The sequence below is a fragment of the Caballeronia sordidicola genome (assembly GCF_000729995.1).
Lineage (GTDB): Bacteria > Pseudomonadota > Gammaproteobacteria > Burkholderiales > Burkholderiaceae > Caballeronia > Caballeronia sordidicola_A.
Window position 1 is genome coordinate 166152 of record NZ_JNFG01000007.1, and the last position, 24079, is coordinate 190230.

Here is a 24079-nt window from a genome sequence, read left to right on the forward strand (position 1 = left end):
GCCCTTTAGTGGCGTCCTTTAGTGGCGTCTTTCAGCGAGTTCCGTGACGGCGTTGAACACGATGGCCGCGGCGAGACCGAGCGCGATAGTTGGCACGGCACCAAGCAGCACGAGATCAGTCGCCGCTTGCCCAAGCCCCTGGAAAACAAAGGTCCCGAAGCCACCCCCGCCGATCAGCGCGGCCACGGTCGTGAGACCGATGTTCTGGACCAGCACGATCCGCACGCCCGTCAGGATGACCGGCAACGCAAGCGGCAATTCGATAGCAAAGAGCCGCTGGCGCGGGGTCATGCCCATCGCCACTGCCGCTTCAACGCTCTCGCGCGGCAGCTGCGCAAAACCCACCACGACGCTTGCCGCGACCGGCAGCAGCGAATAGAGGAACAACGCAATTCCCGCAGGCGCGACACCGATACCGCGAATGCCCAGCGCATCGAGCAGCGGGAATCGGGCGGCAAGCAGCCCTAGCGGAACCATCATCAACCCGTACATCGCGATACTCGGGATGGTCTGGACAATGTTCAGCACCGGCAACGTGAGCGCACGCAGCGTCGACCACTTCGCACACGCTACACCGAGCGGCACGCCGATCAGGACTGCCGCTGCAACCGACCCGGTGACGAGTTCAACATGGCGAGCCGCTTCGCGCCAGAAGGTATCGGCGTGATTCGCATACTCCTGCATGACCGACAGCCCGCTCCATAGTCCACTGCTGAGGATGGCGGCTATTGCGGCCGCAGCCAGTGCAAGCGCAAGGAGATGCTGCACGGGTCCGAACGAGAGCTTGGCGATAGCGTCGGTTACCAGCACCGAGAACGCGAAGAACAGGATCCAGAACCCACCGGCGGGCGACACCCTCGCCAACGGGTGATCCTCTGTGACGAGATGCGCGGGCACAAGGCCGAGCAGCACGCAGAGCGTCAGGAGCAGGACAACGCCGGCCACGAACCGAAGCGTCGGCCGGCTGCGCAGCAACGCGAACAGCGCCCCTGCCGCGAACACCGCAAGAAATGCCCAAGCCTGTCCAGCTGTGAAGATATCGGTCAACCCGAGACCTTTGCCCGACACGATCCGGTTCGCACGGAAGGTCACGAACGGCTGGAACACCAACGCGAGCACGGCCAGCGCTGCAATCAGCGAACCGACCTTGTCGATACGCGACCTGCCCGCGTCGTGCTGCGCCACGGCCGCGTCCTGGGTCTCGTGAGGGCGTGCATCAGCCCGTGCATCGGCCCCCGTGCCGGCAATCATTTAACGAAACCCTTCGATTTCAGGTAGCTCGCCGCTACCGTTGCGGCCGGCTCGCCGTTGACCTGAATGCGGCTGTTCAACGTCTGCAGGGTCTTCAGATCAAGACTGGCGAAAACCGGCTTGAGGTAGCCGGCAATTTCCGGGTGCGCTTTCAGCACGCTCTCGCGAATCAGCGGCGTGGGCGCGTAGACGGGTTGCACGCTCTTGTTGTCCTCCAGTACCACCAGGCCCGCGGCCTCTATGCCGCCGTCCGTGCCGTAGACCATGGCTGCGTTGACCTTGTCGGTCTGCTCGGCGGCTGCCTTGATCGTCGCCGATGTATCGCCGCCCGAGAGCACAAGAAGTTGTTCAGGTTTCAGCTTGAATCCATAGGTCTTTTCGAACGACGGCAGCGCGGCTGCGGTATTGACGAACTCGGCGGATGCCGCGAGCTTGACCTGACCGCCCGCCGACACCCACTTGCCGAAGTCTTCGAAGGTCTTGATCTTGTTGGCCTTCGCCACGGTTCCGAGCAGGCCTACCGCCCAGGTGTTGTTAGCAGGCGCGGGTGTCAGCCAGACGATCTTGTTGGCGGCGTAATCGAGCTTGGCGGCTTCCTCATAGCCTTTGGCTTCATTTTTCCAGAGCGGGTCATCGGCCTTGTTGAAGAAGAACGCGGCGTTGCCGGTGTATTCCGGATAGATATCGATTTCACCCGTCGTGATCGCCTTGCGCACAATCGGCGTGGTCCCGAGGCCTATCTTGTCGGAGACCGTAATGCCATGCGACTTCAGCACCTGGGCAATGATGTTCCCGAGCAGATTGCCCTCGGTGTCGATCTTCGATGCCACGGTGACCGAGTCCGCTGCATAAGCGGTGGAAGCAGCGGACATGGTCAGCACGAGCGCGGCGGCGCCCCATGTTTTGATTGATTTTGCTATTCCCATGGGGAGGTGACCTCGGTTAAACGGTTGTTTGCAAAGGAAAGGCGTTCTTGGTCGCTTATCGGCCGCTCATCGGCCGATAAGGCGCCGGGCGACATTATCGACCAGGTAGCAGTGAATCGGCTGCAATAGCTGAGGAGAGTAATGGCATGCAAAACAATCACAAACCAAGAAATCCCGATTTGCAAATAGGTATCGATGGAAATGCGCCCTCGGCACAGAACCTACGCGGCGTAACGTGGAAACGCAGGCACGGGCGCAACCCTGCGCCGCCTGGCTCAACGCCGAATAATGCTCGAACGTTCGCCCCCGGCGCGTTCATGTTGCACACGCCATGGAATTGCACAACAAGCTCTCAATTAATTGCCTTGCTAACTATTTCGTGATTTAATCTATCCATGTTCGATCACTGCCTTTACTTCAACTCGGCTGCCCTCGCCCGTCTCGTGGAGCGGGAGTGGACGGTCGTCTATGCAGAATTCGGGCTGACACCACCGCAGGGATTTGTGCTTCGAGTTGTGCTGGCCACGCCCGGTTGCCTCAGCAGTCAGATAGCCGAGATCCTCGGCATAGCGCGACCCACCGCGACCCGGCTTATCGACAGTCTCTGCGAAAAACAATTAGTGGAACGCCGTCAAGCCAAGGAAGACGGCCGGGAGTGGACAGTCCATGCAACGGCCGGCGGTCAGGCGCTCGATCGGCCAATCAACAATGCCAGCGCAAAGATTGCACGGACCTTGCGCGCAAAGATCGGCCCGGAGTTGTTCGAGTCGGCCGTCACGTCCATGCACGGCGTGAGGAAGGCGTTGGTGTAAGTCCAACGTCTTTTTTTAAAGACAGATAGTTGTCTTGCTAATTATAGTGGAGGCAAGCAAATGGATAACGAGTTGCGTCGAATGGCCGTGGCTGAAAAGCGCATCGGGTGGCGATGGTCACCGGTACGCGCCGCCAGCGCCGCTATGGCAATCCTAGGGATAGCGGCCCTGCTGGTCGCACTTGCCTGCTCTGTTTCCAGCATTCGCGCAAACAATGCACGATGCCTAGAGGCATTCGCCAACGATGAACACCGCAGTCTCGACGCTTTTTTCCAGGATCCGTCGCTGCAGGATTCGCTCGTGCAAGCGATCGATCAATGTTCCCGGTGAACGTCGATCGATCATCGTCTTTGGCATGGATGCGGCGCGGCGTGCATCGGACGTCTTTTCAGATGCTTTGCATATAGTCGCGGTCCTCGGCGGGCAGTGACGAGAGCCAGTTTTCTTCGGAACCGGGTTCCGGCAAAACATGACCGTATTCGATCATCTGTGCCGGAGGCAGTTCGGATATGTAGGCCCAGATGTATCGCTTGGCAACGGATGTGGTTTTCGAAATCGCGTCGACCATGCCCTCAAGCAACTCACGCTTGCGCTCTGCGGTGCGACCGGCGCGAATATGTCCGTGCACAAAAATCTGCTCCGCGCGAAGCGGACTTCCACCCACGAAGTGATTGCCATGAGGCACTTCGTTGAAAATCACCTGAGCGAAGAAAGACTGCGCGCCGGTGGCCTGATTGTGAATCCGGGTGATGTCTTCCGCAATGCGTTGCTTGACATCGGCAGACAGACAACCGGCGGCAGCGGAAACAATATAGGTTGGCATATAGCCCCTCCGTGAGCAATGGAACGACGCTTTCGCTATTTCGTCTCATCTATTGCATATACAACTATTGTGCAGAAGATAAGGTTCAACAACGTACAGTTGCAGCTACAACTAATTGAATGAATGAAACCGAGAAAGATAGTTGTAGCTACATCTTATTGTTTGCAATATCGGCCAGATACACGTGTTTACCCGGCAGTCGATGCGACGAACCCATCGGTCGACACTGCCACCAGCGTCAAACCTCCCGCCCCACACCTTGAAGCGTTTCGAGCGCTTCCAACAGGCGCTTGCTTGCTGGGCCTTTCATAAACTTTTGAACTTCGCTTTCAACCTGCTTCTGCGCGACCTGCCAGTGAGGCTCTGCACGCCGCAGCATTTTCACCCCCTCCTTGCTCAAGGTAGCGACCTTGAAGCGGGCATCTTCTTCACTGCCGACCTTGACCCAGCCGGCATCGATCAGGACCTTGAGGTTTCTCGAGATGGTGGTCTTATCCAGCGCTGCTTCCACTGCGATTTCAGTGAAGGTCGCCGATCCAAGACGCTCGAGCGCGCGGAGAAGCGAGAACTGCGTGATTTTTAATCCGATCGGCCGGAGCGCGTCGTCGTAGACGCTCGTCAAAGCGTTTGCCGAGCGACGGAATTGTGTGCAATAGCAGTCCGTGAACATGAGATTCCAGAATCGATTAGCGGCGAACAATCCCAGGCCGTTGCACTACCGCAATTAAGCCCCCTCTGAGCACCAGGGAAATGTAGGGGCGCCAGAATCAGATGCATATGCAACTGCTTTAGTATAGCTCGCATCTCGCATAGCGCGTCAATGCCAGATCACAGGAGGAGTTTTGTCGATCAGAACATGCGACATGGGACCTGCCTGCTTATCGACAACAGGCAATGGGCTCAATTCGTCTTCAGTGGGTTCTTACATGTCGCTCGGTTCTGTCACCGCCGCCCGGAATCTTGTAAATCCCGCAGGCATCACGCAATCGCATGCCACAGCGCCAACGCGCCGCACAAAGGCACTGATTCAGGCATCTACCAGGAAATCTTCACGGTTTTTGTCGACGATCCAGTGAGGCGCCCGGCCACGGCCTGACCAGGTCGCACCGCTCACCGCATCACGATATTTGGGTAAGCCCGTTGTGACGGACACCGCAGCAGTCGCCTTGACTTGATGGTTGTGTCCCATGAGCTCGGCAAGCGAGATCTTATATTCGCCCATCTTTGCGACTATTTCAGCGAGGACGATTTCGGCCTGGCGCTGTCGGGCGACGTTCAATTGGTCCTGAAGCGCTTCGCGTTGCGCGAGCAGTTCTTTAAGGGTGGGCATTTCTGTTTGCATTATAAAAAGTCATTCTTTGAAGTTGTATGGGTGTTCGACAGCGTATTGATCAACAAAGGTTGGCGCAGAAGGAATCGCGTTTTAATAATGGGTTCGCCGCTAACGTCTCAGTCAGTCTGCCGGCTGGCGAACCGGCCAGGCCTGCCGGACCGATGGTTGCCGGATTAGCGGCATTCCAGCCTGCGAACTTCGTCGGAGTCTTCAGTAGCCGTGACGTTATGGACGACAACATGCCCTATCAGCCGGCGATTCAAGAGGTGCTGCCTACGCGCAGGGGTGGTTCCCCCAACGGGCCTCTTCACTGAAACAGCGGCTAGTGTACGCGCATCGCGCCGGGTCGCATTGGGAACAGTCGCGTTGCGGGTCAATGGAATACAAATACCACACCCAGCCCAACTGATCCAGACGTCGATTGCAGACGACATCTTACACACCGCGTCCGAGTCTGAATCCAGTCAAACAATTCTTTCGCGGCAAATTCCGGCTCGTTAAAGAGCTCCAATTCGGAACTCGAATTCGCAAGCGTGCGGTTTTTCAGCGTGCCGAGTGTAACGGATCGCTGGAGCGATACGCGTGCGGCAATATTCCGGTTCTATATCGCAGTTCCGATGCGCCTTGACAATCGTTACATCGGAAGCTAATTGAAAGCATGGGCCATGGAATTAAAGAGGACGGACCAAAAGATTCACACATTCGCCAATCGCTCGATAACCAGATCAAGTAGCGCCCGCAGTCTCCCTAGCCGGCGCAGGTCGCGATGGTAGCCGAACCAAACGTCGCGGCCGGGCGGCCTCTCTCCCAGATCGATGCGGTGTATGCCGGTCGTATTATCGCCGAGCGCGCAGGGGAGAACCGCTAGTCCGCCACCCTCCGCACACATCCTGGCTTGCGCGCCGCGGTTATTGCTGCCGAACGCCATGTGCGCTTTCGGCAGCACGCGTCTCGTCCAGTCGACGTCGGGCAGCGTTCCAAATGCGCTGTCCATTGTGATGAGGCTATAACCCTCGCCGTCGCCCGCGTGCGGTGGAACCATATCGACCGGACCATACAGCGCGTAGTCCATGTGCATGAACTTCCGCTGGATCACATCGGCCTCGTCGAACTGCGTGATGCGAAACAGCAGGTCCGCGTCGCGCCTGGCAAGACTAAATTGGCGGGAATCGGTCACTAATTCGACGCTCACGCGCGGATTGGCCTTAAGGAATTCAGCGAAAAGCGGCGTCAGGACATGAATACCAAACCAGTCCGACGATGACACCCGCAGCACGCCAGTGAGATGCTGCTCCTTACCGGCCAAAGAGCGCTCGAACGCGAGTGCATCCTCCTCCATACGCTCCGCGTGCATCAGAACGGCTGTTCCTTCATCTGTCAGGACAAAACCGTCCGTGGTGCGTTGAAACAGGGTTTGGCCGACCGCTGATTCGAGGGCTCGCAGCCGCCGGCCCATGGTCGGTTGTGTTTGACCGGTCCGCTTTGCGGCCGCGCCAAGCGAACCCGTGCGGGCAATCGCCAAAAAAATCCGAACATCGCCCCAGTCCATTTCGCCTCATGCATAAACGTTTGGACGTCGTGCAATAACGTCGATTTACGTAATTTCCTGCATGGACGAAGATGAATCAAGCAAATTCACTCAATCACCGGGAGAAATATCATGAACATGCAAGCGCTGGTTCTGAACCGCTATAACGGTCCGCTTGAACTGACCCAGCTCTCTCGCCCAAGCGCGCAGCCCGGCCAGGTGCTGGTCCGTATTAAAGCGAGCGGCTTGAATCCGCTGGACACCAAGATTCGCGCCGGCAGCGCAGCACACGCGAAGCATCCGCTACCGCTGGTGCTGGGTATCGATATGGCGGGCGTGGTCGAAGCGGTCGGGCAAGGCGTCGCTCAGTTCAAGGTGGGTGATGAGGTGTACGGAATGACTGGCGGTGTCGGCGGCATCCAGGGATCACTCGCGGAGTTCGCAGCAGTCGATGCACGGCTGATCGCGTTAAAGCCCTCCAATCTCTCGATGAAAGAAGCCGCGGCCCTGCCGCTCGGCTTCATCACGTCTTATCAGGGAATCGTGGACCGGGCGCAGTTAAAAGCCGGGCAAACAGTGCTTGTGCAAGGCGGAGCGGGTGGTGTCGGACACGTGTCCGTGCAACTCGCGATAGCGCTAGGCGCCCGCGTTTTCGCAACGGTGAGCAAGGGTGACGCTGAACTCATGGCGAGTTACGGCGCGGTTGCTATCGACTATCGTGATCAGTCGGTCGAACAATACGTTCAGGAACATACGGGTGGAGAAGGCTTTGACCTGGTGGCCGACACCGTTGGCGGAGCAACGCTGGATGCGTCGTTTTCGGCGGTCAAGCAATTCGGGCGTGTCGTGAGCGCACTAGGCTGGGGGACGCACGCCCTCGCGCCGTTGTCATTCCGCGAGGCGACGTACTCGGGGGTATTCACGCTCTCAGCGCTGCTAACCGGCAAGCACCGTGAGCACCATGGAGAAATCCTGCAAGTAGCGACGCAGCTGGTCGAAGCGGGAAAGCTCGTTCCCAAACTAGACCCACGCAGTTTCGATCTGGCTAGCGCTGACCTCGCATATCAGGCCATTACAGCGGGAACCACCAAGGGGAAAATAGTCGTTGACGTTCAATAGCGGCATTGGATCAGGATGGATTGCCGCGCGTACCTAAAGACGAATAAGCGACAAAAAAGCGACAAATAGGCTTGCGGGGCAGCGCTCATCACGGCCCCGGAAAAATTCCCTAACGCGATAACGCGACATCCGCCGGCCGTGCGAACCGCTTTGCGCCGACCACGCAAAGCACAACGGCCGTTGCAACAGCCACCATTGGCCAGCCGACAGGCTCATGCAACAAGGTTGCGGCAAGCACGAGCCCGAAGAACGGCTGAAGTAATTGCAACTGCCCCACTGCCGCAATACCGCCCTGAGCCAGCCCGCGATACCAGAACACAAAACCAATCAACATGCTGAACAAGGACACGTAAGCAAGTCCCATCCATGCCGATTCCCCTACGTCGGCCCAGGTCGACGGCATGGTGAACAGTGCCAGCGGCGCCATGATAGGCAGCGACAACACCAGCGCCCACGAGATCACTTGCCAGCCGCCAAGCTTGCGCGAGAGTCGACCGCCTTCCGCATAACCCAGCCCGCAGACGATGATGGCCGCGAACATCAGCAGATCGCCGATAGGCGACGCCCCCGTCCCACGGGCCAGCGCAAAACCGGCTACAAGCAAGGCGCCGATGCCTGAAAACAGCCAGAACGCCGGGCGGGGGTGCTCACCCCCACGCAACACGCCGAAGATGGCGGTCGAAAGCGGCAGCAAAGCAACAAAGACAACGGAATGAGCGGCGGTGATGTGCTTGAGCGCGAGGGCGGTTAGCAACGGAAAGCCGATAACGACGCCGCACGCGACCACGGCGAGCGAGATCAGGTCACCTCGTTCGGGCCGCTTTTGCCGGAACACGAGCAAGAGCATGAGTCCCAGCAAACCTGCGATTCCAGCACGCGCAACCGTCAGAAAGACCGGGTCGAAGGCGGCGACCGCGACGCGTGTCGCAGGCAATGAGCCGCTGAAAATCAGCATCCCGAGGAAACCGTTCATCCATCCGCTTGCCGTCTTGTCCATCATGCTCCCCTATTTTCAGCTAACAGTATCGGCGCACAAAGCATGGATTTTCCAGAGACAGTGCAATACAGTTATGGAAAACTGTATGGGTTAAATATCAGTACACATGGCAGACACCACTTTCTTTGAAGCTGACGCCGCCACACTGGTTGAGCGTGTCATGCAGGCCATCCGACAGCGGATTGCCGGACGTACCCTGGCGCCGGGCGCCAAGGTTCCATCAATCCGGGGCTTCGCTGAAACCTTACAAGTGTCGAAGTCCACCGTGGTGGAAGCCTACGACCGCCTCGCTGCCGAAGGGGTCATCCAGTCGCGCCGCGGGTCCGGCTTTTACGTCGCCGGACACTTGCCGCCGCTGTCGCTTGCGGAGTTAGGCCCAAGGCTGGACCGCGTTGTCGATCCGTTCTGGGTGTCGCGACAATCGCTGGAGGCTGGCGCGAACGCCCTGAAACCCGGTTGCGGCTGGCTGCCTGCATCGTGGCTGCCGGAGGCGGGGCTGCGCCGCGCATTGAGATCCGTCGCGCGCACTGACGCCGCCGTACTGGCCGACTATGGCACGTCCCTCGGGCTCCCGGCGCTGCGGCAACTGCTCGCTCGTCGCATGGCGGATCGCGGCATTGAAGCGGCGCCTGATCAGATCATCCTCACCGAATCCGGCACGCAAGCCATCGACCTGCTATGCCGCCTGCTGCTCGAACCCGGCGATACGGTGCTCGTCGATGACCCCTGCTATTTCAATTTCATCGCCTTGTTGCGTGCTCACCGGGCCAAGGTCGTCAGCGTTCCGTACACGCCGGCAGGTCCCGATATCGACCTGTTTGCGCAGGCGCTTGCGGAGCATCGGCCGCGTCTCTACATCACCAACTCGGCGCTGCACAACCCGACAGGCGCAACGCTCTCGCCGGTCGTCGCGCATCGGCTTCTGAAGCTCGCGGACCAATCGGGCCTCACGATTATCGAAGACGATATCTTCGGCGACTTCGAGCACGAATCCGCTCCCCGTCTTGCAGCGTTCGACGGCCTTGAGCGAGTCGTCCATATCGGCAGCTTTTCCAAGAGCCTCTCGGCGTCCGTACGCTGCGGTTTCATTGCGGTGCGGCGCGACTGGGTCGAGCGATTGATCGATCTGAAGATTGCCACCTCGTTCGGCGGCGGACGTCTTTCGGGCGAACTCATCCTCGGCGTGCTGAAAGACGGCACCTACAGAAAGCACATGGAGAGCTTGCGAGAGCGCTTGTCCCGTTCGATGGGACAAACAAGCACGCGGTTGGAAGCACTTGGCATCGAACCATGGATCGAGCCGCGAGGCGGCATGTTTCTCTGGTGCAAGCTTCCCGAAGGACTTGATGCAACCGACGTTGCCCGCCGGGCGCTGGCCGAGAACGTCATCCTTGCGCCGGGCAATGCGTTCAGCGTCGCGCAGTCCGCAAGCCGCTTCCTGCGCTTTAACGTCGCCCAGTCGACAGACCCACGTGTTTTTACCGTGCTCGAGGCAGCGATGCAAGGGTGACGCTCAGCCGCTTTTAACGCATTAAGCGCACAAGGCGAACGTCACCCGCAACGCGTCAAGCCTGCGCCATCTTCGCCAGCGCTTCGCTGATCAGCACTCGCGTCAATTCGCCCGCGGGCAACTCACGCCCGAGCCGCGCCGCCTGTCCCGACCACAGGCTCGTAAAGTCGCCCTTGCCTGCCTGCTCGGCCTTGGCCTTAAGCGGTGCCAGCGCGGCGCCGGCATGCGGAAAGGCGGGCGCCACATCGGACAGCGGACCCAGTTCACGGATCGCCCGATTGATGATGCCGCGTGCCGGCCGGCCCGTGAATATGTTCGTCAACACGGTGGAATCATCCTGGGACTCGCGTAGCGCAATACGATGCACCTCGGGCACTTTCGCCTCCGGACAAAACAGATACGCGGTCCCCATCTGCACAGCCGATGCGCCGAGTGCGAGCGCGGCAACAATTCCCCGCGCGTCGGTGACGCCCCCGGCGGCGATCACGGGAACCGAGACGGCGTCGGCTACTTGCGGCACCAGCGCAAACGTGCCGACCTGTGCAGCATAGTCCTGCGTCAGGAAATTTCCGCGATGCCCGCCTGCTTCAACGCCCATCGCAATCACGGCGTCGCACCCATGCGCCTCGAGCCAGCGTGCTTCTGCCACAGTCGTTGCCGACGCTATGACTTTCGCGCCGGTCGCCTTCACGCGATCCAACAGGCTTTTATCTGGCAGTCCGAAATGAAAACTCACGACCTCGGGTTTGAATTCCTCCACGACCGCGCAGAAGTCACTGTCGAACGGGCGACGGCCTGCCGCGGGCGGCGTTACTTCAGGATCAAGTCCATGCTCAATGTAATACTCCGCCAGACGCGCGCGCCATGCCATGCTGCGCGCTGTATCGGGTTGCGGCGGAACATGACAGAAGAAGTTGATGTTGAGCGGGGCGCGCGTTTTCGAGCGGATCAACGCGATGCCGTCACGCGCTTGCTCCACGCTGAGTAGCGCGCAAGGCAGCGATCCCAGGCCGCCTGCTTCGCATACGGCAATGGCCAATTCGGGTGTGCCGGGCCCTGCCATGGGACCTAGAACAATAGGTGCTTCAATACCAAACAAGTCGAGAATCCGACGATCGCGCCAGGTGCCCATGCTCTTTTCTCCTTGATGATGTTCGCGGTGCCCGGGTGACTTGGGATCCATTCGTTGCATACGGCTTGACCCGCGCGCGGCCCGAGTGCACTAAGCTTAAAAGCGTACATCAATGCCCGAATTACTTCTCAATGGAACCGCTTGGCTTGCGCTCGAAGATAGCCGCTAGCCCACGCCGCCAGCAGCGCAAAGCTTAGCAAGCTTTCAAGAAGCAAGCGGCGCTTTGATGTGATAATTGCTATCACTTTTCCCGATATCGAGAGTCGACATGGACGCAGCCGATTTACGCATATTCGAGTCGGTCGCGCGAAACGGCAGCATGAATCGCGCAGCCCTGGAGCTTCATACGGTTCAGTCGAACGTGACGGCGCGGGTTCGCTTGCTGGAAGAGGAATTGGGCGCGCCACTGTTTCACCGGCACCATCGAGGCGTGGAACTGACGGCTGCCGGCCGCAGGCTGCTGCCTTTCTCCAGACAGATGGCGCGACTGCTCGACGACGCGCGCAGCGCCGTCAAGGATGACGGCGTCCCGCGCGGACCGCTGGTCCTCGGTACGCTGGAAACCACTGCTGCACTGCGCATGCCCGACGCACTCGCGTCGTTTGCGCTGGCTTTTCCGCAAGTGGACATGGTGCTGCGGACCGGAACCACGGCGAGCCTGATCGACGACGTCCTGCAATACCGGCTGGACGGCGCGTTTGTCGCGGGTCCGGTGCATCACGAAGAGCTATCCACCGAGGCCTTCTTTCGCGAGGAAATGGTCCTTGTGACGGCGCGTCATATTCGCTCTATTGCCGAGCTTGCGCAGTCGGGCGACGTAAAGACGATCGTATTCCGGATTGGATGTTCGTATAGGACACGGCTGGATATCGTGCTGGCGCGGCACGGCTTGCGAGTCAGTACGCCGCTGGAATTCGGCTCGCTCGACGCCATGCTTGGTTGCGTGGCTGCAGGCGTGGGCGTGACGCTGCTGCCGAAAGGCGTGGTCGCCACGGCGTGGCGCGAAGGCCGCGTGGCGGTGCACGATGTTGCGCCCGAAGATGCTCGCGTCGACACGTTGTTCGTGCGTCGCCGCGACGTCTATGCGACCACCGCGCTTAACGCCTTTCTCGAGATTGCGCGTCCGGTTGCGACCCCCGCGCCCGCGCTCGTGCTTGCTTGAACGATGCGGGCGCAGGCAATTAGATTAAGGCGTCGGGCATGTGCGCTTACATGCCTCCGCTCAAACGTGATCGCGAAAAACTTCCTTTGCGGCGAACAGGCCATTAAGGGCAGCCGGGAATCCTGCATACACGGCCATTTGCATGATGGTCTCGACTATCTCGTCGCGGCTAATACCCACATTCAGCCCCGCGGCAATATGGACCTTAAGTTGAGGCGTTGCATTGCCCAAAGCGGTAAGCGCTGCAATCGTGGCGATTTCACGAGCGCGAATGTCCAGGCCCGGTCGCGAGTAGATGTCGCCGAAGGGAAATTCAAGCACGTAGCGCGCGAAGTCCGGCGCGATATCCGCAAGCGAGTCGATGACCTTCTCACCGGCTTCCCCGTCGATCTCCGACAACACCCGTTTGCCCCGTTCTAGGCGACTTTCCTGATCCGCTTGGCGTTCGATCGTGTCTTGCATTTTTCCGTCCTCAGTTGAGTATTGGCATAACCCGCTATCTTGTTGTCGAGAACGAGAAGGCACGCTTGAAGTTCCTCCACCCTTAGCCGGACCTGATCGCGATGTTCAGTCAGCAGATCGCATCGGGCTTTCTCGGTCGCTGCTCCCTGCGCGCGAAGCCCGGCATAACGCAGCATTTCCTGAATCGACATGCCGGTCGTTTTAAGCCGCCCCAGGAACTCGATCCACGTGAGGATGGACGCGTCATAAACACGTTGACCCGTGCCATCTCGCGGCGCGAACGGGAGTAATCCAATCCGTTCATAGTAGCGAATCGTGTGGGCTGTCAGGCCCGTCTTCCCGGCGATATCACCTATCTTCATGGCTGCGTTCTCGTTTCGACATAGAGCATGGTAGGACTTAGAGTGCACTCTAAGTCAAGCGCTTTCCCGCATTGTGCCGCTCCTCGCGACGTGCCCAGAGTTCACGTACCATACGTCGTGCGCCGTACTGGCCAGTCCCATTTCTTCAACGTCACTTATTCGAATAATCCCTACAAAGACGCGGGCTATGGAATACGTCCTTGTTTTAATCGTCGGCGTGGCAGCCGGCATGTTGAGCGGCATTATCGGCACGGGATCGTCCATGATGCTGATGCCGGTCCTCGTCATCTTCTTTGGTCCCCAGCAGGCCGTTCCCATCATGGCGATCGGCGCGATCATGGGAAATCTCGGCAAGATCGTCGCGTGGTGGAGAGAGATCAACTGGCGCGCTTGCGGCGCCTATTGCCTGACCGCTGTTCCGGGAGCCGCGCTGGGGGTTCACACGCTGTTATCGTTGCCTGCCCGCGCGGTTGAAATTGCCCTCGGCGTATTTTTTGTCGCCATGATCCCCACCCGGCGATGGCTCGCACGGCGGTCGGTCAAGTTCAGCCTTTTGCACCTTGCACTGATCGGCGGCCCGGTCGGATTTTTGACCGGCATCGTTGTCTCCACGGGTCCGATCACGGTGCCTGTTTTCACGTCTTACGGACTTGAACGAGGCGCTTTCCTCGCGACGGAAGCCGCCGGTTCGCTCGCCGTCTACGGGACCAAGATCGCGGCGTTCAAGGAGTTTGGCGCACTGCCGGCGGGCATCGTGTTTCAAGGCCTGATCGCAGGAACAGCGCTTATGACCGGATCGTTTTTCGCCAAGTCGATAGTCGTCCGCATGGCGCCATCGACGTTCAAGTTGCTGGTCGACGGACTCATGTTGTCGTCCGGTCTCTCATTACTTTGGGCAGCGGCCGGCCAGTAGTCGGCAAGCCAGCCTGGCGCCCTGCGAACCTCGCAAATAATGACAGTACTGAGCTTGTCTCGTCTTCGAACTGCTGCGCTCTTCGCGTCCGTGCTGACAGTCTACGGATGCGCCGCAGTGCAGGAGACCCGGTGCGCTCCCGGCGAAGAGCGCGCGGTCAACGACGAAATGATCTTCGGCACGGCGAAGCCCGTCGGTACTGTTACTCCCGGAGAGTGGACCGAATTCCTGCGGACCTCAGTGACACCCCGGTTTCCTCAAGGGCTGACGGTGTGGCAAGCATCCGGACAATGGAAAGGAGCCGATAACACCATCGTTCACGAAGCCTCGTTCGTGCTTAGCCTGGTGCATCCTGACGACGAGTCTAGCGAAGCCGCGGTAAGGGCGATTGCCAACGAATACAAATCGCGCTTTAGCCAGGAGTCCGTGCTCAGGGTCAAGAGCCACGCTTGCGTCTCCTTCTAAGCGGCGTTGACGCTTAGCGTCTCTTAAGTGGCATTAAGCAACTGCATAGGCTTGCGCTCATCAAGTCCTTAGCGATCTTGCACGCCGCGACCTAAGCCAAGCGTTCCGGGCGGTCTTTGGCACGCGCGAATACCAAAAGGCATAGCCTGTCACGTCATCCGCTCCCCTGCACATCCAACGCCTCAAAACTCCCACTTGCCAATCTCGTAAATATAGTTATATTATGACTAGATACATTAAGACTAATTGATATCCATGGTCCGTTATTCCCCGCTTGCCCTCGCCGTCCTTGCCATGCTGACCGAAGCGCCCATGCATCCCTACCGGATGCAGCAGCTCATCAAGGCGCGTGGCAAGGACGAAGTCATCAATGTCAGCCAGCGCAATAGCCTCTATCAAACGATCGATCGCTTGATGCGCGGCGACCTGGTAGCTGTGCGCGAGACGGAACGCGATGGTGCATTCCCGGAGCGCACGATCTACGAGATCACTGAGGCCGGCCGCGACACCGCCCGGCTCTGGCTGCGTGAACAACTCGCTCAACCTGCGCACGAATTTCCGTCTTTCCCCGCAGCGCTCTCGTTCTTGCCCGTGCTGACACCGGAGGACGTGTGCCGGCAGCTCGTTACCCGCATCGGCGCAATGGAGCGTGAACTGGCTCGCCTCGACGCAGGCGACGAACACGCCCACGCCATGCAGGTACCGCGTTTGTTCCTGCTCGAGAGCGAATTGATCCGCGCCAAGCTCGTGGCCGAACTCGACTGGGTCCGAAGCGTGGCGGCTGATCTGAAGTCCGGCACCCTCACCTGGAGCCCGGAGTGGCTGGATGAAATTGCACAACGCTTCGCGCTACCCGCCGACGCCACCTCGTACAAACTGAACACGCCCACCGCCGGCAAGGAGACGAAACCATGAACCGCGAACCCATGAACGTCATCATCATCGGCGCCGGTACGGGCGGTTTGTGTCTCGCGCATGGCCTGAAGCAGGCGGGCATCAACGTGGCCGTCTACGAGCGCGACCGTACGCGGACCGATGGTTTGCAGGGTTATCGCGTAGGCATCAATGCGCATGGCGTTGCGTCGCTGAAAGCCTGTTTGCCGCCCGATCTGTTCGCGACTTTCGTTGCAACCTGCGCGCGTACACCCCGCCACTTCAACATCCTGACGGAGCGGTTAGCCGAGTTGTTATCAGTCAGGCTCGACGAGGAGTCCATGGGCGGCGGCAAATCCGTGAGCCGGATGACGCTACGGCAAGTGCTGTTGACCGGACTGGAACAGCACATTCACTTCGACAAAACGTTTACCCGGTACGAGCAGCACGCCAACGGCAGCGTGACCGCATTTTTCGACGACGGCACGCAAGCCACGGCTGATCTGCTGGTCGGGGCGGATGGCGCGCGCTCCAAAGTGCGCCGGCAACTGCTGCCCGAGGCGCGGCTGGAGAACACCGGTATTGTCAGCATCGCGGCCAAGGTACCAATGAGCGAAGCATCGCGCGCGCTGCTGCCGCCGAAAGTGCTGGATGGCATCACGTTGATCAACGCGCCGAAGGGCTTTGGCGCCATCGTGCATGTCATGGAGTTCCCGTGGGGCGCGCACGGTCTCAAGGAGGGCCTCGGCGGCAGCGATGCCGAATTGCTCACGCGCTGGCCAGGCCTGCTGTTCGACAACACCCGCGACTATCTGATGTGGGGCGTATGGGGCGCGTTGCGTAACCTGCCAGCCAATCCCAAATCGCTCAGCCAACCCGCGCTGCTCGCGCTGGCGACCGAGATCACCGACGGCTGGCATCCGAACCTGCGCGCGCTGATTCGCGCGTCGGATCCTGATACCGCCTTTGCCGTCGATGTCCGCACGTCAGTGCCCGTCGACGCGTGGCCGACCACCAACGTGACCGTCCTGGGCGACGCAGTGCACCTGATGACGCCGGGCCGAGGCGTGGGCGCCAACACCGCGCTGCGCGACGCCGCGCTGCTGGCAGCCCGCTTGGGCGCGGCTCAGCGCGGCGACATGTCGGGCCACGACGCGATCGCCGGTTACGAGGCGCAAATGCGCGAATACGGCTTCCACGCGGTAGCGGAGTCGCGCAAGCAGTTCGACGCCAGCGGTGCGATACATCGCCCGATGGTCGGGCGCGTGGCGCTCGGCGCGATGCGCACCGGTTTGCGCGTGGTGAACAACGTGCCGCTGCTCAAGCGCCGCATGATCGACGCGGAAAACGATTTTCGTGGTGTAGAGGGTACACAACCGTAGCTAACGGGGTTAACTTCACGGTTGCGACCACTTCAAGATTTCACGCTAACCGATGAAACCTTCGAACCAAACGCTCTCCCGGAAAAGACGACGTCTTTTGCAATTCGCAGCCGGACTTCCGTTTTTGTCAGGCATATGGAAACCGATGCTCACGCCGTCGCGTGCGGCCATGGCGCCCAGTGCGCCAGCCCGAGTGCGCCCGGGCGACCCGGGCTGGCCATCCGATGCACAGTGGAACGAACTCGGCCAGCAAGTCGGCGATGCATTGGTCAAAGTGCAATCGCCCTTTGCGACTTGCCTGAACTCGCCCGATAGCGCCGACTGCCAGCAGTTGTTCAAGGAACTCAAGAACCCCTATTTTCTCGGCGATGAAGTCGGCCTGACGCAATCCCTCGGCTGGGTCGACGCGTGGACATCGACACCCAGCGTCTATGCGGTGGCCGCACGCAATACGAATGATGTAGTTGCTGCCATCAACTTCGCATGCCGAAATAATTTGCGGCTTGTCGTGAAGGGTGGCGGCCACAGTTATCAAGGCACGTCCAATGCGCCGGACTCCCTGCTGGTCTGGACGCGAAAAATGAACGACATCACCCTGCGAGACGCGTTTGTCGGTACGGGATGCGAGGGGCACGCCTCGCCGGTGCGGGCAGTCACGGTCGGCGCCGGCGCGCTCTGGGCACACGTCTACGATGCGGTCACCACGCAGGCCGGCGGTTACGTCCAGGGTGGCGGCTGCATGACGGTCGGCGTGGCCGGCCTGATCCAGAGCGGCGGGTTCGGAAGCTTTTCCAAAGCCTACGGACTGGCGGCAGGAAGCCTGCTCGAAGCCGAAGTCGTGACGGCGGACGGCGCCGTCAGGATCGCCAATGCCTGCACGAATCCCGACTTGTTCTGGGGGCTGAAAGGCGGCGGCGGTGGTAGCCTGGGCGTGGTCACACGGCTGACGCTTCGGGTCCACGAGTTACCCGAGACCTTCGGCGCGGTGAACATGACGATCAAGGCCACGTCGGCGGCGGCATTTCGCCGGTTGATTGGCTTGATGGTGGACTTTTATCATCAGGACCTGATGAACCCGCACTGGGGCGAACAGATCCGGTTTCGTCCTAACAACGTCCTCAATATCTCGATGGTGTTCCAGGGCCTCAGCCGCAGCGAAGCGCAAGTGGTCTGGCAACCGTTCATGGAGTCACTTGCCGCGTCCCCGGACGATTTCAAGGTCGAGTTCTCGCCGCTGAAGATCGTCGCCCTCCCGGCTCGCGGTTTCTGGGCTCCGACGATGCTCAAGAAGCTCCTCGGTTTCATTAGCACCGACGACCGCCCGGGCGCATCCAGCGACAATATTTTTTGGTCGGGCAATCGGGGAGAGGCGGGACAAGTGCTGCACGGCTACGAATCCGCGTGGCTTCCTGCGGCCTTGTTGCAAGATGACCAGCGTCAAACGCTGGCCGATACGCTGTTTGCCGCGAGCCGGCAATGGAGCGTGTCGCTGCACGTCAACAAGGGTTTGGCGGGCGCGCCCGCCGAAGCCATCGCGGCAGCACGTGACTCCGCCACCAACCCGGCCGCGCTGGACGCCTTCGCGCTGCTCATTGCCGGGGCGGAAGGACCGCCGGCCTATCCGGGCATTCAGGGCCACGAGCCGGATATCGAAGCAGCGCGGCGGGCCGCGCGAGCTATCGGGAGCGCGATGGACGAAGTGCGCAAGCTGGTTCCGGACCCCGGTTCTTACGTCTCCGAAAGCAATTTCTTCAACGCGGATTGGCAACGGGCTTTCTGGGGCTCAAATTACCGCAGGCTGCTCGCTGTGAAAGATCAGTATGATCCCGATGGCTTGTTCTTCGTTCATCACGGCGTAGGAAGCGAACGCTGGAGCGCCGACGGTTTCACGAAACTTGTATAAGGACGATACCGGTCGAACATTCGCACGCGCGCCGCTCGAGATGTTCCGCCTCCCCTTTTGAGAGTCTTTCAACCATGCCATCCAAACCAACTCAATCGTCGTCACATGAGGCATACGAGCCTGGTGCACCGCATCGACGGCTGGCGCTGGATGAAAACCGTCATGTCATCACGCACGGCCTCAAGACCTTCTTCTGGCAGGACATTTACCACATTGCACTGACGGTCGGGTGGCCGCTGTTCTTCGCGGTCGCGGCGCTGCTCTTTCTGCTGCTCAACTTCGGGTTCGCGTTGCTGTACCTGCTGGGACCTCACGCTATTGCAAACCAGGCTCCCGCTGGTCTGCTAGGCGCGTTCTTCTTCAGCGTGGAGACGCTTGCAACGGTTGGCTACGGCGACATGCATCCCGATACCATCTACGGCCACACTGTCGCCACGCTCGAAATCTTCGTCGGCATGTCAGGCATTGCGTTGACGACCGGGATGATCTTCGCGCGGTTTTCGCGGCCCCATGCGCGCATCCTGTTTGCCAAGCGCGCGGTCGTGCGTCCTATCGACGGCCGGATGACGCTCATGGTCCGCGCCGCCAATGCGCGTCAGAACGTGATTGTGGAAGCGAGGGCGCGCATGCGGCTGATGCGTTCGGAGACCACTCCCGAAGGCTTCTATTTTCGCAAGGTGCTGGATCTTCCGCTGATCCGCGAACAGCATCCGATCTTCCTGCTCGGGTGGAGCCTCATGCATGTCATCGATGAGGAAAGTCCGCTCTTTGGCCAGACACTCGAGTCGCTCAAAGCGACGAACTCCGAGTTGATGCTGATGGTGGAAGGCCTGGACGAAACCACGGCGCAGCCCATGCAGGCACGTTATGCATGGCCGCCTGAATGTATTCTTTGGCAGCATCAGTACGTCGACCTGCTATATGAGCGGGACGGTGAAACGCATCTGGACTACAGCAAGTTTCACGATGTCGTGCCGCTCTGACACGGATTCTAAATTGCGACGCTTGGGCTTTAACTGATCTGGCGGTTCGTACGATCACTGTATCTGTCGCACCGATTGCTTAGCGGATAAGCTGAAGCACGCTATTCCACTTGATGAATCGCCACTTGATTTTTGCCATGGAAGGAACCCATGACTGCCGCTAACAAGACCGTCCGAATGTTGACCCGCTATAAAGCCTGGGCCAACGATCTCCTCTTCTCCATGCTGCGCGACATGCCGTACGAAGAGGTTGTCCGCCCACGGCAGACACGCTTCGGAAACATGGTCCACACGCTGAACCACATCTACGTCATAGACGCCGTGTTCCAGGCTCATCTTCAGGGGCGCGAACATGGTTACTCGGCACGCAATACGCCGGGTCATCCGTCTTTGGCAGAACTGTGGGAAGCGGTCCGGACGCTGGACCAATGGTATGTCGATTTCGCCGAGGGTCTATCGGCCGGCGATCTCGACCGATCAATTCACTTCAAGTTTATTGGCGGTGGCGAGGGTGTCATGACCTGCAACGAAATGATCCTGCATGTGGTTAATCACGGCACCTATCACCGCGGGTTTGTCGGCGACATGATGTATCAGGCAGGGGTCACGCCGTCCGCCACCGATCTTCCCGTGTTCCTGCGCGACGTGGCGCAAGAGGCTTAGCGCTCCGCGGTTTCCGAATGACTGGTTTTTCGGATAAGAGGCGACGCATGGTTTATGAGCGGTCGGGACCCATGGTTCCAGCAAAGGCTTGCCGGTCTTCGCGCGGTGACCGCTCGAAACGTTTCTTATAGCAGTGCGCAAAATAAGAAGCTGATTCGAACCCGCTTGCAAGGCTGACCTCCATGATGGAAAGGTCGGTTTGTTGCAGCAGTTGACGCCCTCTTTCCAGCCGCAGGTTCAAATAGAAACCGGCGGGCGATTCGCCCATGCTTGCCTGAAAAAGCCGCTCGAGTTGCCGGCGGGTGATATTGACATTCCTGGCCAGCGGATCGATAGCCAAAGGTGTTTCAATGTGCTGTTCCATCTGCGCAATAGCCGACAGCAGCTTGGTGTTGTTCACGCCATAACGCTCGACGGGCGCCGCGCGTTGCAGGTTCTTCTGCGGACGAATCTGTCCCAGCACGAACTGATCGGCCACCCGGATCGCAAGATCGCGCCCGTGACGCCGCGCGATCAATTCGAGCATCAGATCCATCGATGCCGTTCCGCCAGCTGAGGTAATCCGCTGACCGTCGATCTCGAAGATCTCATGGCTGGTGCGCAATGCTGGATAGCGTTCTACGAACGCCGCGATCGTCTCCCAATGAACGGTTACGCGAAATCCCTGCAGCAACACCGCTTCCGCTAACACGAAGGCGCCGGTGTCCACGCCGCCAAGAATGATTCCCGCGCTTGCCTGTCGTTTCAGCCAATGCTTGAGCGATCGGTCGAGATATGCCAGCGGATCATAAGCCGCGACCACGAACAGGATTGAAGCCGTCTCAATCGTTTGTAACGGCCCGTCCACTGCCATCGACATGCCGTTGCTTGCCGCCACCGGATGTCCGTCCGCGCTCAACACTTTCCAGCGATACAACTCGCCGCCGAGCCGGTTAGCGGACCGCAAAGGTTCGGCTATGGCTGCAAAGTCGAGCAGCGAAAAACCGGGCATCAACAAGAAAACAATGAGTTCGCTCATGGGGCGGACGCTCCAACCAGACCTGACGGCACCGTAATGCGGCGAAAGCGCTCGAACGCTTTTCGCCTTCACAATCGATTGTCGCAAAATTAGCAATCAACGTCGCATATTTATTGTTTATCGCTGAACAGGAACCGTAAAGTTAGCCGGACGTTGGAATCGTAAATTTTCATAAATTAGGATTACATATTGAGTGAAGCAAGTAAGAATCCAGGCATGACGACACGACCACAACATGGAGGTAAAAATGAACGCAATAGCAAGCCCGGCCAACCAAACGTTCTCCGCAGACTGGAGAACATTCGAATCGACCCATCGTCTTCGAGCCGTCAAACTCCTGACCGACAGCCTGGAAGCGACGTGGGACGATGACCGGATCAGCCACTATCATTTCTTATGGCTGCGCGACAACTGCCCGTGTTCCCAGTGCGTCCATCCGGGGACGCGCGAACAAATGTTCGAGGTGGTGGATGCACCGGGTAACCTTGCCGCCGAGAGCATTTCGCTGAATGCAACGGGTTCGCTGACTGTGCACTGGAGCGACGGTCATCGCAGCGTGTATGAAGCCGGCTGGTTGCGTTCCCACGCGTATGACGCTTTGTCCCGAAGCGAACGGGCGGACCGGCTATATAGCGTACGTCCGTGGGAAAGCGACCTGCTTATCCCCACGTTCGACTACTCGGCCGTGATGTCATCCGACCCTGTCTTGCTCGACTGGCTGCTTGCGGCGCGCGACATCGGATTGACCATGCTCACCGGCATGCCCGCAACCGGTGAAGCGCTGGAAAACGTGGCGAGGCGTATATCGTTTATTCGCGAGAGCAATTTCGGCGTTACCTTCGAAGTCAGGACGAAAGCTGAAGCAGCCGATAGCAATGCCTACACGGCCCTGGAATTGCCGGCCCATACCGACCTGCCGACCCGGGAACTTCAGCCCGGCTTGCAGTTTCTCCATTGCCTGATCAACGACGCCGCCGGCGGAGAAAGTACCTTCGTGGACGGATTCGCGATTGCAGCGACTTTGCGAGCCGCGTCCCCCGAAGACTTTCGCCTGCTGTGCGAGCACCCGGTAGAGTTCTGGAACAAGGCGCCGCAGAGCGACTATCGCAGCTATGCACCGATTATTGGCCTCGACTCGCGCGGCGAGGTGAGCGAAATCCGGCTGGCGAACTGGCTTCGTGCGCCCTTCAATTTACCGGCCTCCGAGATGAGCGCGTTCTATCGCGCGTACAGGCACTTTTCCGCGCTTACCCGGGATTCACGGTTCATAGTGAGTCGCCGGCTGGAGGCGGGGCAGATGTGGTGCTTCGATAATCGCAGGACCATGCACGCCCGCAAGGCTTTCGATCAGGCAAGCGGGAAGCGTTTCCTGCGAGGCTGTTACATGGACCGCGATGAGCTGCTTTCGCGCATTCTCGTATTGCAGCGCGGTGAACCGGGCCACTCAATCCGAGCCGCCTGATGATCACTCGCCTTGCTTCGGCGATGTAACGGCCCATCGCCGCTGCATCGCCTCTACAAGATGCCGCCAAAGGAATTCAGCTGCCGGAGAAAGGCGCCGGCCGACCCGCCGGATTGCCTGGCTGCTGAATTCGCGTGCGATCGGATGCTCCAGTTCGAGTGCAACCAGACGCCCCGCTTCAAGGTATTGCCGCGCCGCATCCGTCGACATGAACGCCACGCCCAGTCCCGCTGCGGCAATCGCCTGGGCCGCCGAGAAAAGATCGCAGCGGTACGACGGTGTCAGGTTCAGCCGCTCTGCCCGAATGATGGCGTCGAGATATTGCTGGGCGCCGAAGCGCTCGGGCATGAAGATAAGCCGCTGATCGCGCAACTGTTCAAAGCGGATGCGCCGCTCACCCGCCAACGCATGGCGCGGGCTGACGAGTGCACAGAACTGCGCCGCCCGGAAGGTCCGGGAACGTATGGCGGGATCGCCGCCCGCGCCGGCGCACAGGCCAAGATCGACATCGTCGTTGCGGACCATCGCAATGATTTCGGACGTCGCGCCGCTGCGCAATTCCACCACGATGTCAGGAAACTGCAAGCTGAAGCCCTCCAGCACGGTCGCCAGCAGATTCTCGACGAACCCCTCGCCCACGCCAATGCCCAGCCGTCCGCGCCGCAGGCTCCTAAAATCTTCCAGTTGTGCCAGCATGTCCGCATCGCGGCGGCAGCTCTCGCGGAAATGTTCGACGAGGCTTAGCCCGATTTCCGTCAGCACCGCGCGCCTGCCGCGCCGCTCCAGCAACACAACACCGTGGTCGCGTTCGAGTTGCGCCACTTGCCGGCTGATCACGGAGCCGTTAATGGCCAGCGCGTCGGCCGCGGCACGCACGCCTCCGTGCAGGTCGATCTCATGCAAATAACGCAGGCTCCGGGCGCTAAGCAAATTCTCGCGGGCAGGCGTATTGTCTTTAGCCATATCGTTGTCTGTTGACATGCAAGTCAACATTATCGGT

The 24079-nt window shown here is 59.7% G+C and carries 25 protein-coding genes; 13 read left to right on the forward strand and 12 right to left on the reverse strand.

What is annotated here, in order from left to right:
- Window positions 1-18: 18 nt before the first annotated feature.
- Window positions 19-1251, reverse strand: coding sequence for an ABC transporter permease (locus FH08_RS0107745; protein WP_081889389.1), 1233 nt, complete (start codon window positions 1249-1251; stop codon window positions 19-21).
- Entirely contained in the window at window positions 1248-2123 is an 876-nt protein-coding gene (locus tag FH08_RS0107750) for an ABC transporter substrate-binding protein (RefSeq protein WP_419177988.1), read from the reverse strand. Before FH08_RS0107750 ends, FH08_RS0107745 begins: the two co-directional genes overlap by 4 nt.
- Before the next feature lie 449 nt (window positions 2124-2572).
- Here FH08_RS0107750 and FH08_RS0107755 point away from each other — a divergent pair, with 449 nt between their 5' ends.
- Together FH08_RS0107755 and FH08_RS0107760 are read left to right on the forward strand one after the other, a co-directional pair.
- A complete protein-coding gene (locus tag FH08_RS0107755) occupies window positions 2573-2989 on the forward strand; it encodes a MarR family winged helix-turn-helix transcriptional regulator (RefSeq protein ID WP_031357783.1) in 417 nt (138 codons plus the stop codon).
- Between the two features lie 81 nt (window positions 2990-3070).
- Window positions 3071-3319: a hypothetical protein gene (locus FH08_RS0107760; protein ID WP_152602749.1), complete on the forward strand. Its 249-nt coding sequence runs from the start codon at window positions 3071-3073 to the stop codon at window positions 3317-3319.
- Window positions 3320-3377: 58 nt separating this feature from the next.
- Here FH08_RS0107760 and FH08_RS0107765 read toward each other — a convergent pair whose 3' ends face one another.
- The 4 genes from FH08_RS0107765 to FH08_RS0107785 form a co-directional block, all read right to left on the reverse strand.
- A complete protein-coding gene (locus FH08_RS0107765) occupies window positions 3378-3812 on the reverse strand; it encodes a tautomerase family protein (RefSeq protein ID WP_031357785.1) in 435 nt (144 codons plus the stop codon).
- Between the two features lie 238 nt (window positions 3813-4050).
- Window positions 4051-4482 (reverse strand): MarR family winged helix-turn-helix transcriptional regulator, encoded by a 432-nt coding sequence (locus FH08_RS0107770; protein ID WP_031357786.1) that lies wholly within the window; start codon window positions 4480-4482, stop codon window positions 4051-4053.
- Between the two features lie 357 nt (window positions 4483-4839).
- Window positions 4840-5142 carry an H-NS family nucleoid-associated regulatory protein gene (locus FH08_RS0107775; protein ID WP_031357787.1) on the reverse strand — a complete coding sequence of 101 codons (303 nt, stop codon included), beginning with the start codon at window positions 5140-5142 and terminating at the stop codon, window positions 4840-4842.
- A gap of 697 nt (window positions 5143-5839) precedes the next feature.
- A complete protein-coding gene (locus FH08_RS0107785; RefSeq protein WP_031357789.1) occupies window positions 5840-6694 on the reverse strand; it encodes a LysR family transcriptional regulator in 855 nt (284 codons plus the stop codon).
- A 111-nt stretch (window positions 6695-6805) separates the two neighbouring features.
- Here FH08_RS0107785 and FH08_RS0107790 point away from each other — a divergent pair, with 111 nt between their 5' ends.
- Window positions 6806-7792, forward strand: coding sequence for a zinc-dependent alcohol dehydrogenase family protein (locus tag FH08_RS0107790; RefSeq protein ID WP_031357790.1), 987 nt, complete (start codon window positions 6806-6808; stop codon window positions 7790-7792).
- Window positions 7793-7901: 109 nt separating this feature from the next.
- Here FH08_RS0107790 and FH08_RS0107795 read toward each other — a convergent pair whose 3' ends face one another.
- Complete coding sequence (locus FH08_RS0107795; RefSeq protein ID WP_031357791.1) at window positions 7902-8789, reverse strand: DMT family transporter; 888 nt, start codon at window positions 8787-8789, stop codon at window positions 7902-7904.
- 106 nt (window positions 8790-8895) lie between these two features.
- On the opposite strand from FH08_RS0107795, the gene FH08_RS0107800 reads away from it, so the two are divergent.
- A complete protein-coding gene (locus tag FH08_RS0107800; RefSeq protein WP_031357792.1) occupies window positions 8896-10299 on the forward strand; it encodes a PLP-dependent aminotransferase family protein in 1404 nt (467 codons plus the stop codon).
- 55 nt (window positions 10300-10354) lie between these two features.
- Here FH08_RS0107800 and FH08_RS0107805 read toward each other — a convergent pair whose 3' ends face one another.
- Window positions 10355-11431 carry an NAD(P)H-dependent flavin oxidoreductase gene (locus FH08_RS0107805; RefSeq protein ID WP_031357793.1) on the reverse strand — a complete coding sequence of 359 codons (1077 nt, stop codon included), beginning with the start codon at window positions 11429-11431 and terminating at the stop codon, window positions 10355-10357.
- Window positions 11432-11699: 268 nt separating this feature from the next.
- Between FH08_RS0107805 and FH08_RS0107810 the strand changes: the two genes are divergently transcribed.
- Window positions 11700-12593: a LysR family transcriptional regulator gene (locus FH08_RS0107810; protein ID WP_031357794.1), complete on the forward strand. Its 894-nt coding sequence runs from the start codon at window positions 11700-11702 to the stop codon at window positions 12591-12593.
- A gap of 60 nt (window positions 12594-12653) precedes the next feature.
- On the opposite strand, the gene FH08_RS0107815 is transcribed toward FH08_RS0107810, so the two are convergent.
- Together FH08_RS0107815 and FH08_RS0107820 are read right to left on the reverse strand one after the other, a co-directional pair.
- Window positions 12654-13055, reverse strand: a complete 402-nt coding sequence (locus FH08_RS0107815) for a carboxymuconolactone decarboxylase family protein (protein WP_035565564.1) — start codon at window positions 13053-13055, stop codon at window positions 12654-12656.
- Complete coding sequence (locus tag FH08_RS0107820; RefSeq protein ID WP_031357796.1) at window positions 13010-13417, reverse strand: MerR family transcriptional regulator; 408 nt, start codon at window positions 13415-13417, stop codon at window positions 13010-13012. Before FH08_RS0107820 ends, FH08_RS0107815 begins: the two co-directional genes overlap by 46 nt.
- Window positions 13418-13604: 187 nt before the next feature.
- Between FH08_RS0107820 and FH08_RS0107825 the strand changes: the two genes are divergently transcribed.
- The 7 genes from FH08_RS0107825 (at window position 13605) to FH08_RS0107855 (ending at window position 20599) form a co-directional block, all read left to right on the forward strand.
- Complete coding sequence (locus FH08_RS0107825; RefSeq protein WP_031357797.1) at window positions 13605-14330, forward strand: sulfite exporter TauE/SafE family protein; 726 nt, start codon at window positions 13605-13607, stop codon at window positions 14328-14330.
- A gap of 54 nt (window positions 14331-14384) precedes the next feature.
- Window positions 14385-14795 carry a DUF3574 domain-containing protein gene (locus FH08_RS48195; RefSeq protein ID WP_235210305.1) on the forward strand — a complete coding sequence of 137 codons (411 nt, stop codon included), beginning with the start codon at window positions 14385-14387 and terminating at the stop codon, window positions 14793-14795.
- Between the two features lie 255 nt (window positions 14796-15050).
- Window positions 15051-15710: a PadR family transcriptional regulator gene (locus tag FH08_RS0107835; RefSeq protein WP_035565572.1), complete on the forward strand. Its 660-nt coding sequence runs from the start codon at window positions 15051-15053 to the stop codon at window positions 15708-15710.
- The gene (locus tag FH08_RS0107840) at window positions 15707-17050 is read left to right on the forward strand and encodes an FAD-dependent oxidoreductase (RefSeq protein WP_031357800.1); all 1344 of its coding nucleotides are present in this window, start codon (window positions 15707-15709) and stop codon (window positions 17048-17050) included. The genes FH08_RS0107835 and FH08_RS0107840 overlap by 4 nt, the downstream gene beginning before the upstream one ends.
- 145 nt (window positions 17051-17195) lie before the next feature.
- Complete coding sequence (locus tag FH08_RS0107845; RefSeq protein WP_200878714.1) at window positions 17196-18953, forward strand: FAD-dependent oxidoreductase; 1758 nt, start codon at window positions 17196-17198, stop codon at window positions 18951-18953.
- A 74-nt stretch (window positions 18954-19027) separates the two neighbouring features.
- Window positions 19028-19936, forward strand: coding sequence for an ion channel (locus FH08_RS0107850; RefSeq protein ID WP_035565575.1), 909 nt, complete (start codon window positions 19028-19030; stop codon window positions 19934-19936).
- A 150-nt stretch (window positions 19937-20086) separates the two neighbouring features.
- On the forward strand, window positions 20087-20599 hold the full coding sequence (locus FH08_RS0107855; protein ID WP_031357803.1) for a DinB family protein: 513 nt from the start codon (window positions 20087-20089) through the stop codon (window positions 20597-20599).
- Between the two features lie 52 nt (window positions 20600-20651).
- On the opposite strand, the gene FH08_RS0107860 is transcribed toward FH08_RS0107855, so the two are convergent.
- Window positions 20652-21617 (reverse strand): GlxA family transcriptional regulator, encoded by a 966-nt coding sequence (locus tag FH08_RS0107860; RefSeq protein ID WP_031357804.1) that lies wholly within the window; start codon window positions 21615-21617, stop codon window positions 20652-20654.
- Between the two features lie 247 nt (window positions 21618-21864).
- Here FH08_RS0107860 and FH08_RS0107865 point away from each other — a divergent pair, with 247 nt between their 5' ends.
- A complete protein-coding gene (locus FH08_RS0107865) occupies window positions 21865-23079 on the forward strand; it encodes a gamma-butyrobetaine dioxygenase (protein ID WP_031357805.1) in 1215 nt (404 codons plus the stop codon).
- Window positions 23080-23082: 3 nt separating this feature from the next.
- On the opposite strand, the gene FH08_RS0107870 is transcribed toward FH08_RS0107865, so the two are convergent.
- Window positions 23083-24042: a LysR family transcriptional regulator gene (locus tag FH08_RS0107870; protein WP_152602750.1), complete on the reverse strand. Its 960-nt coding sequence runs from the start codon at window positions 24040-24042 to the stop codon at window positions 23083-23085.
- Between the last annotated feature and the right edge of the window lie 37 nt (window positions 24043-24079).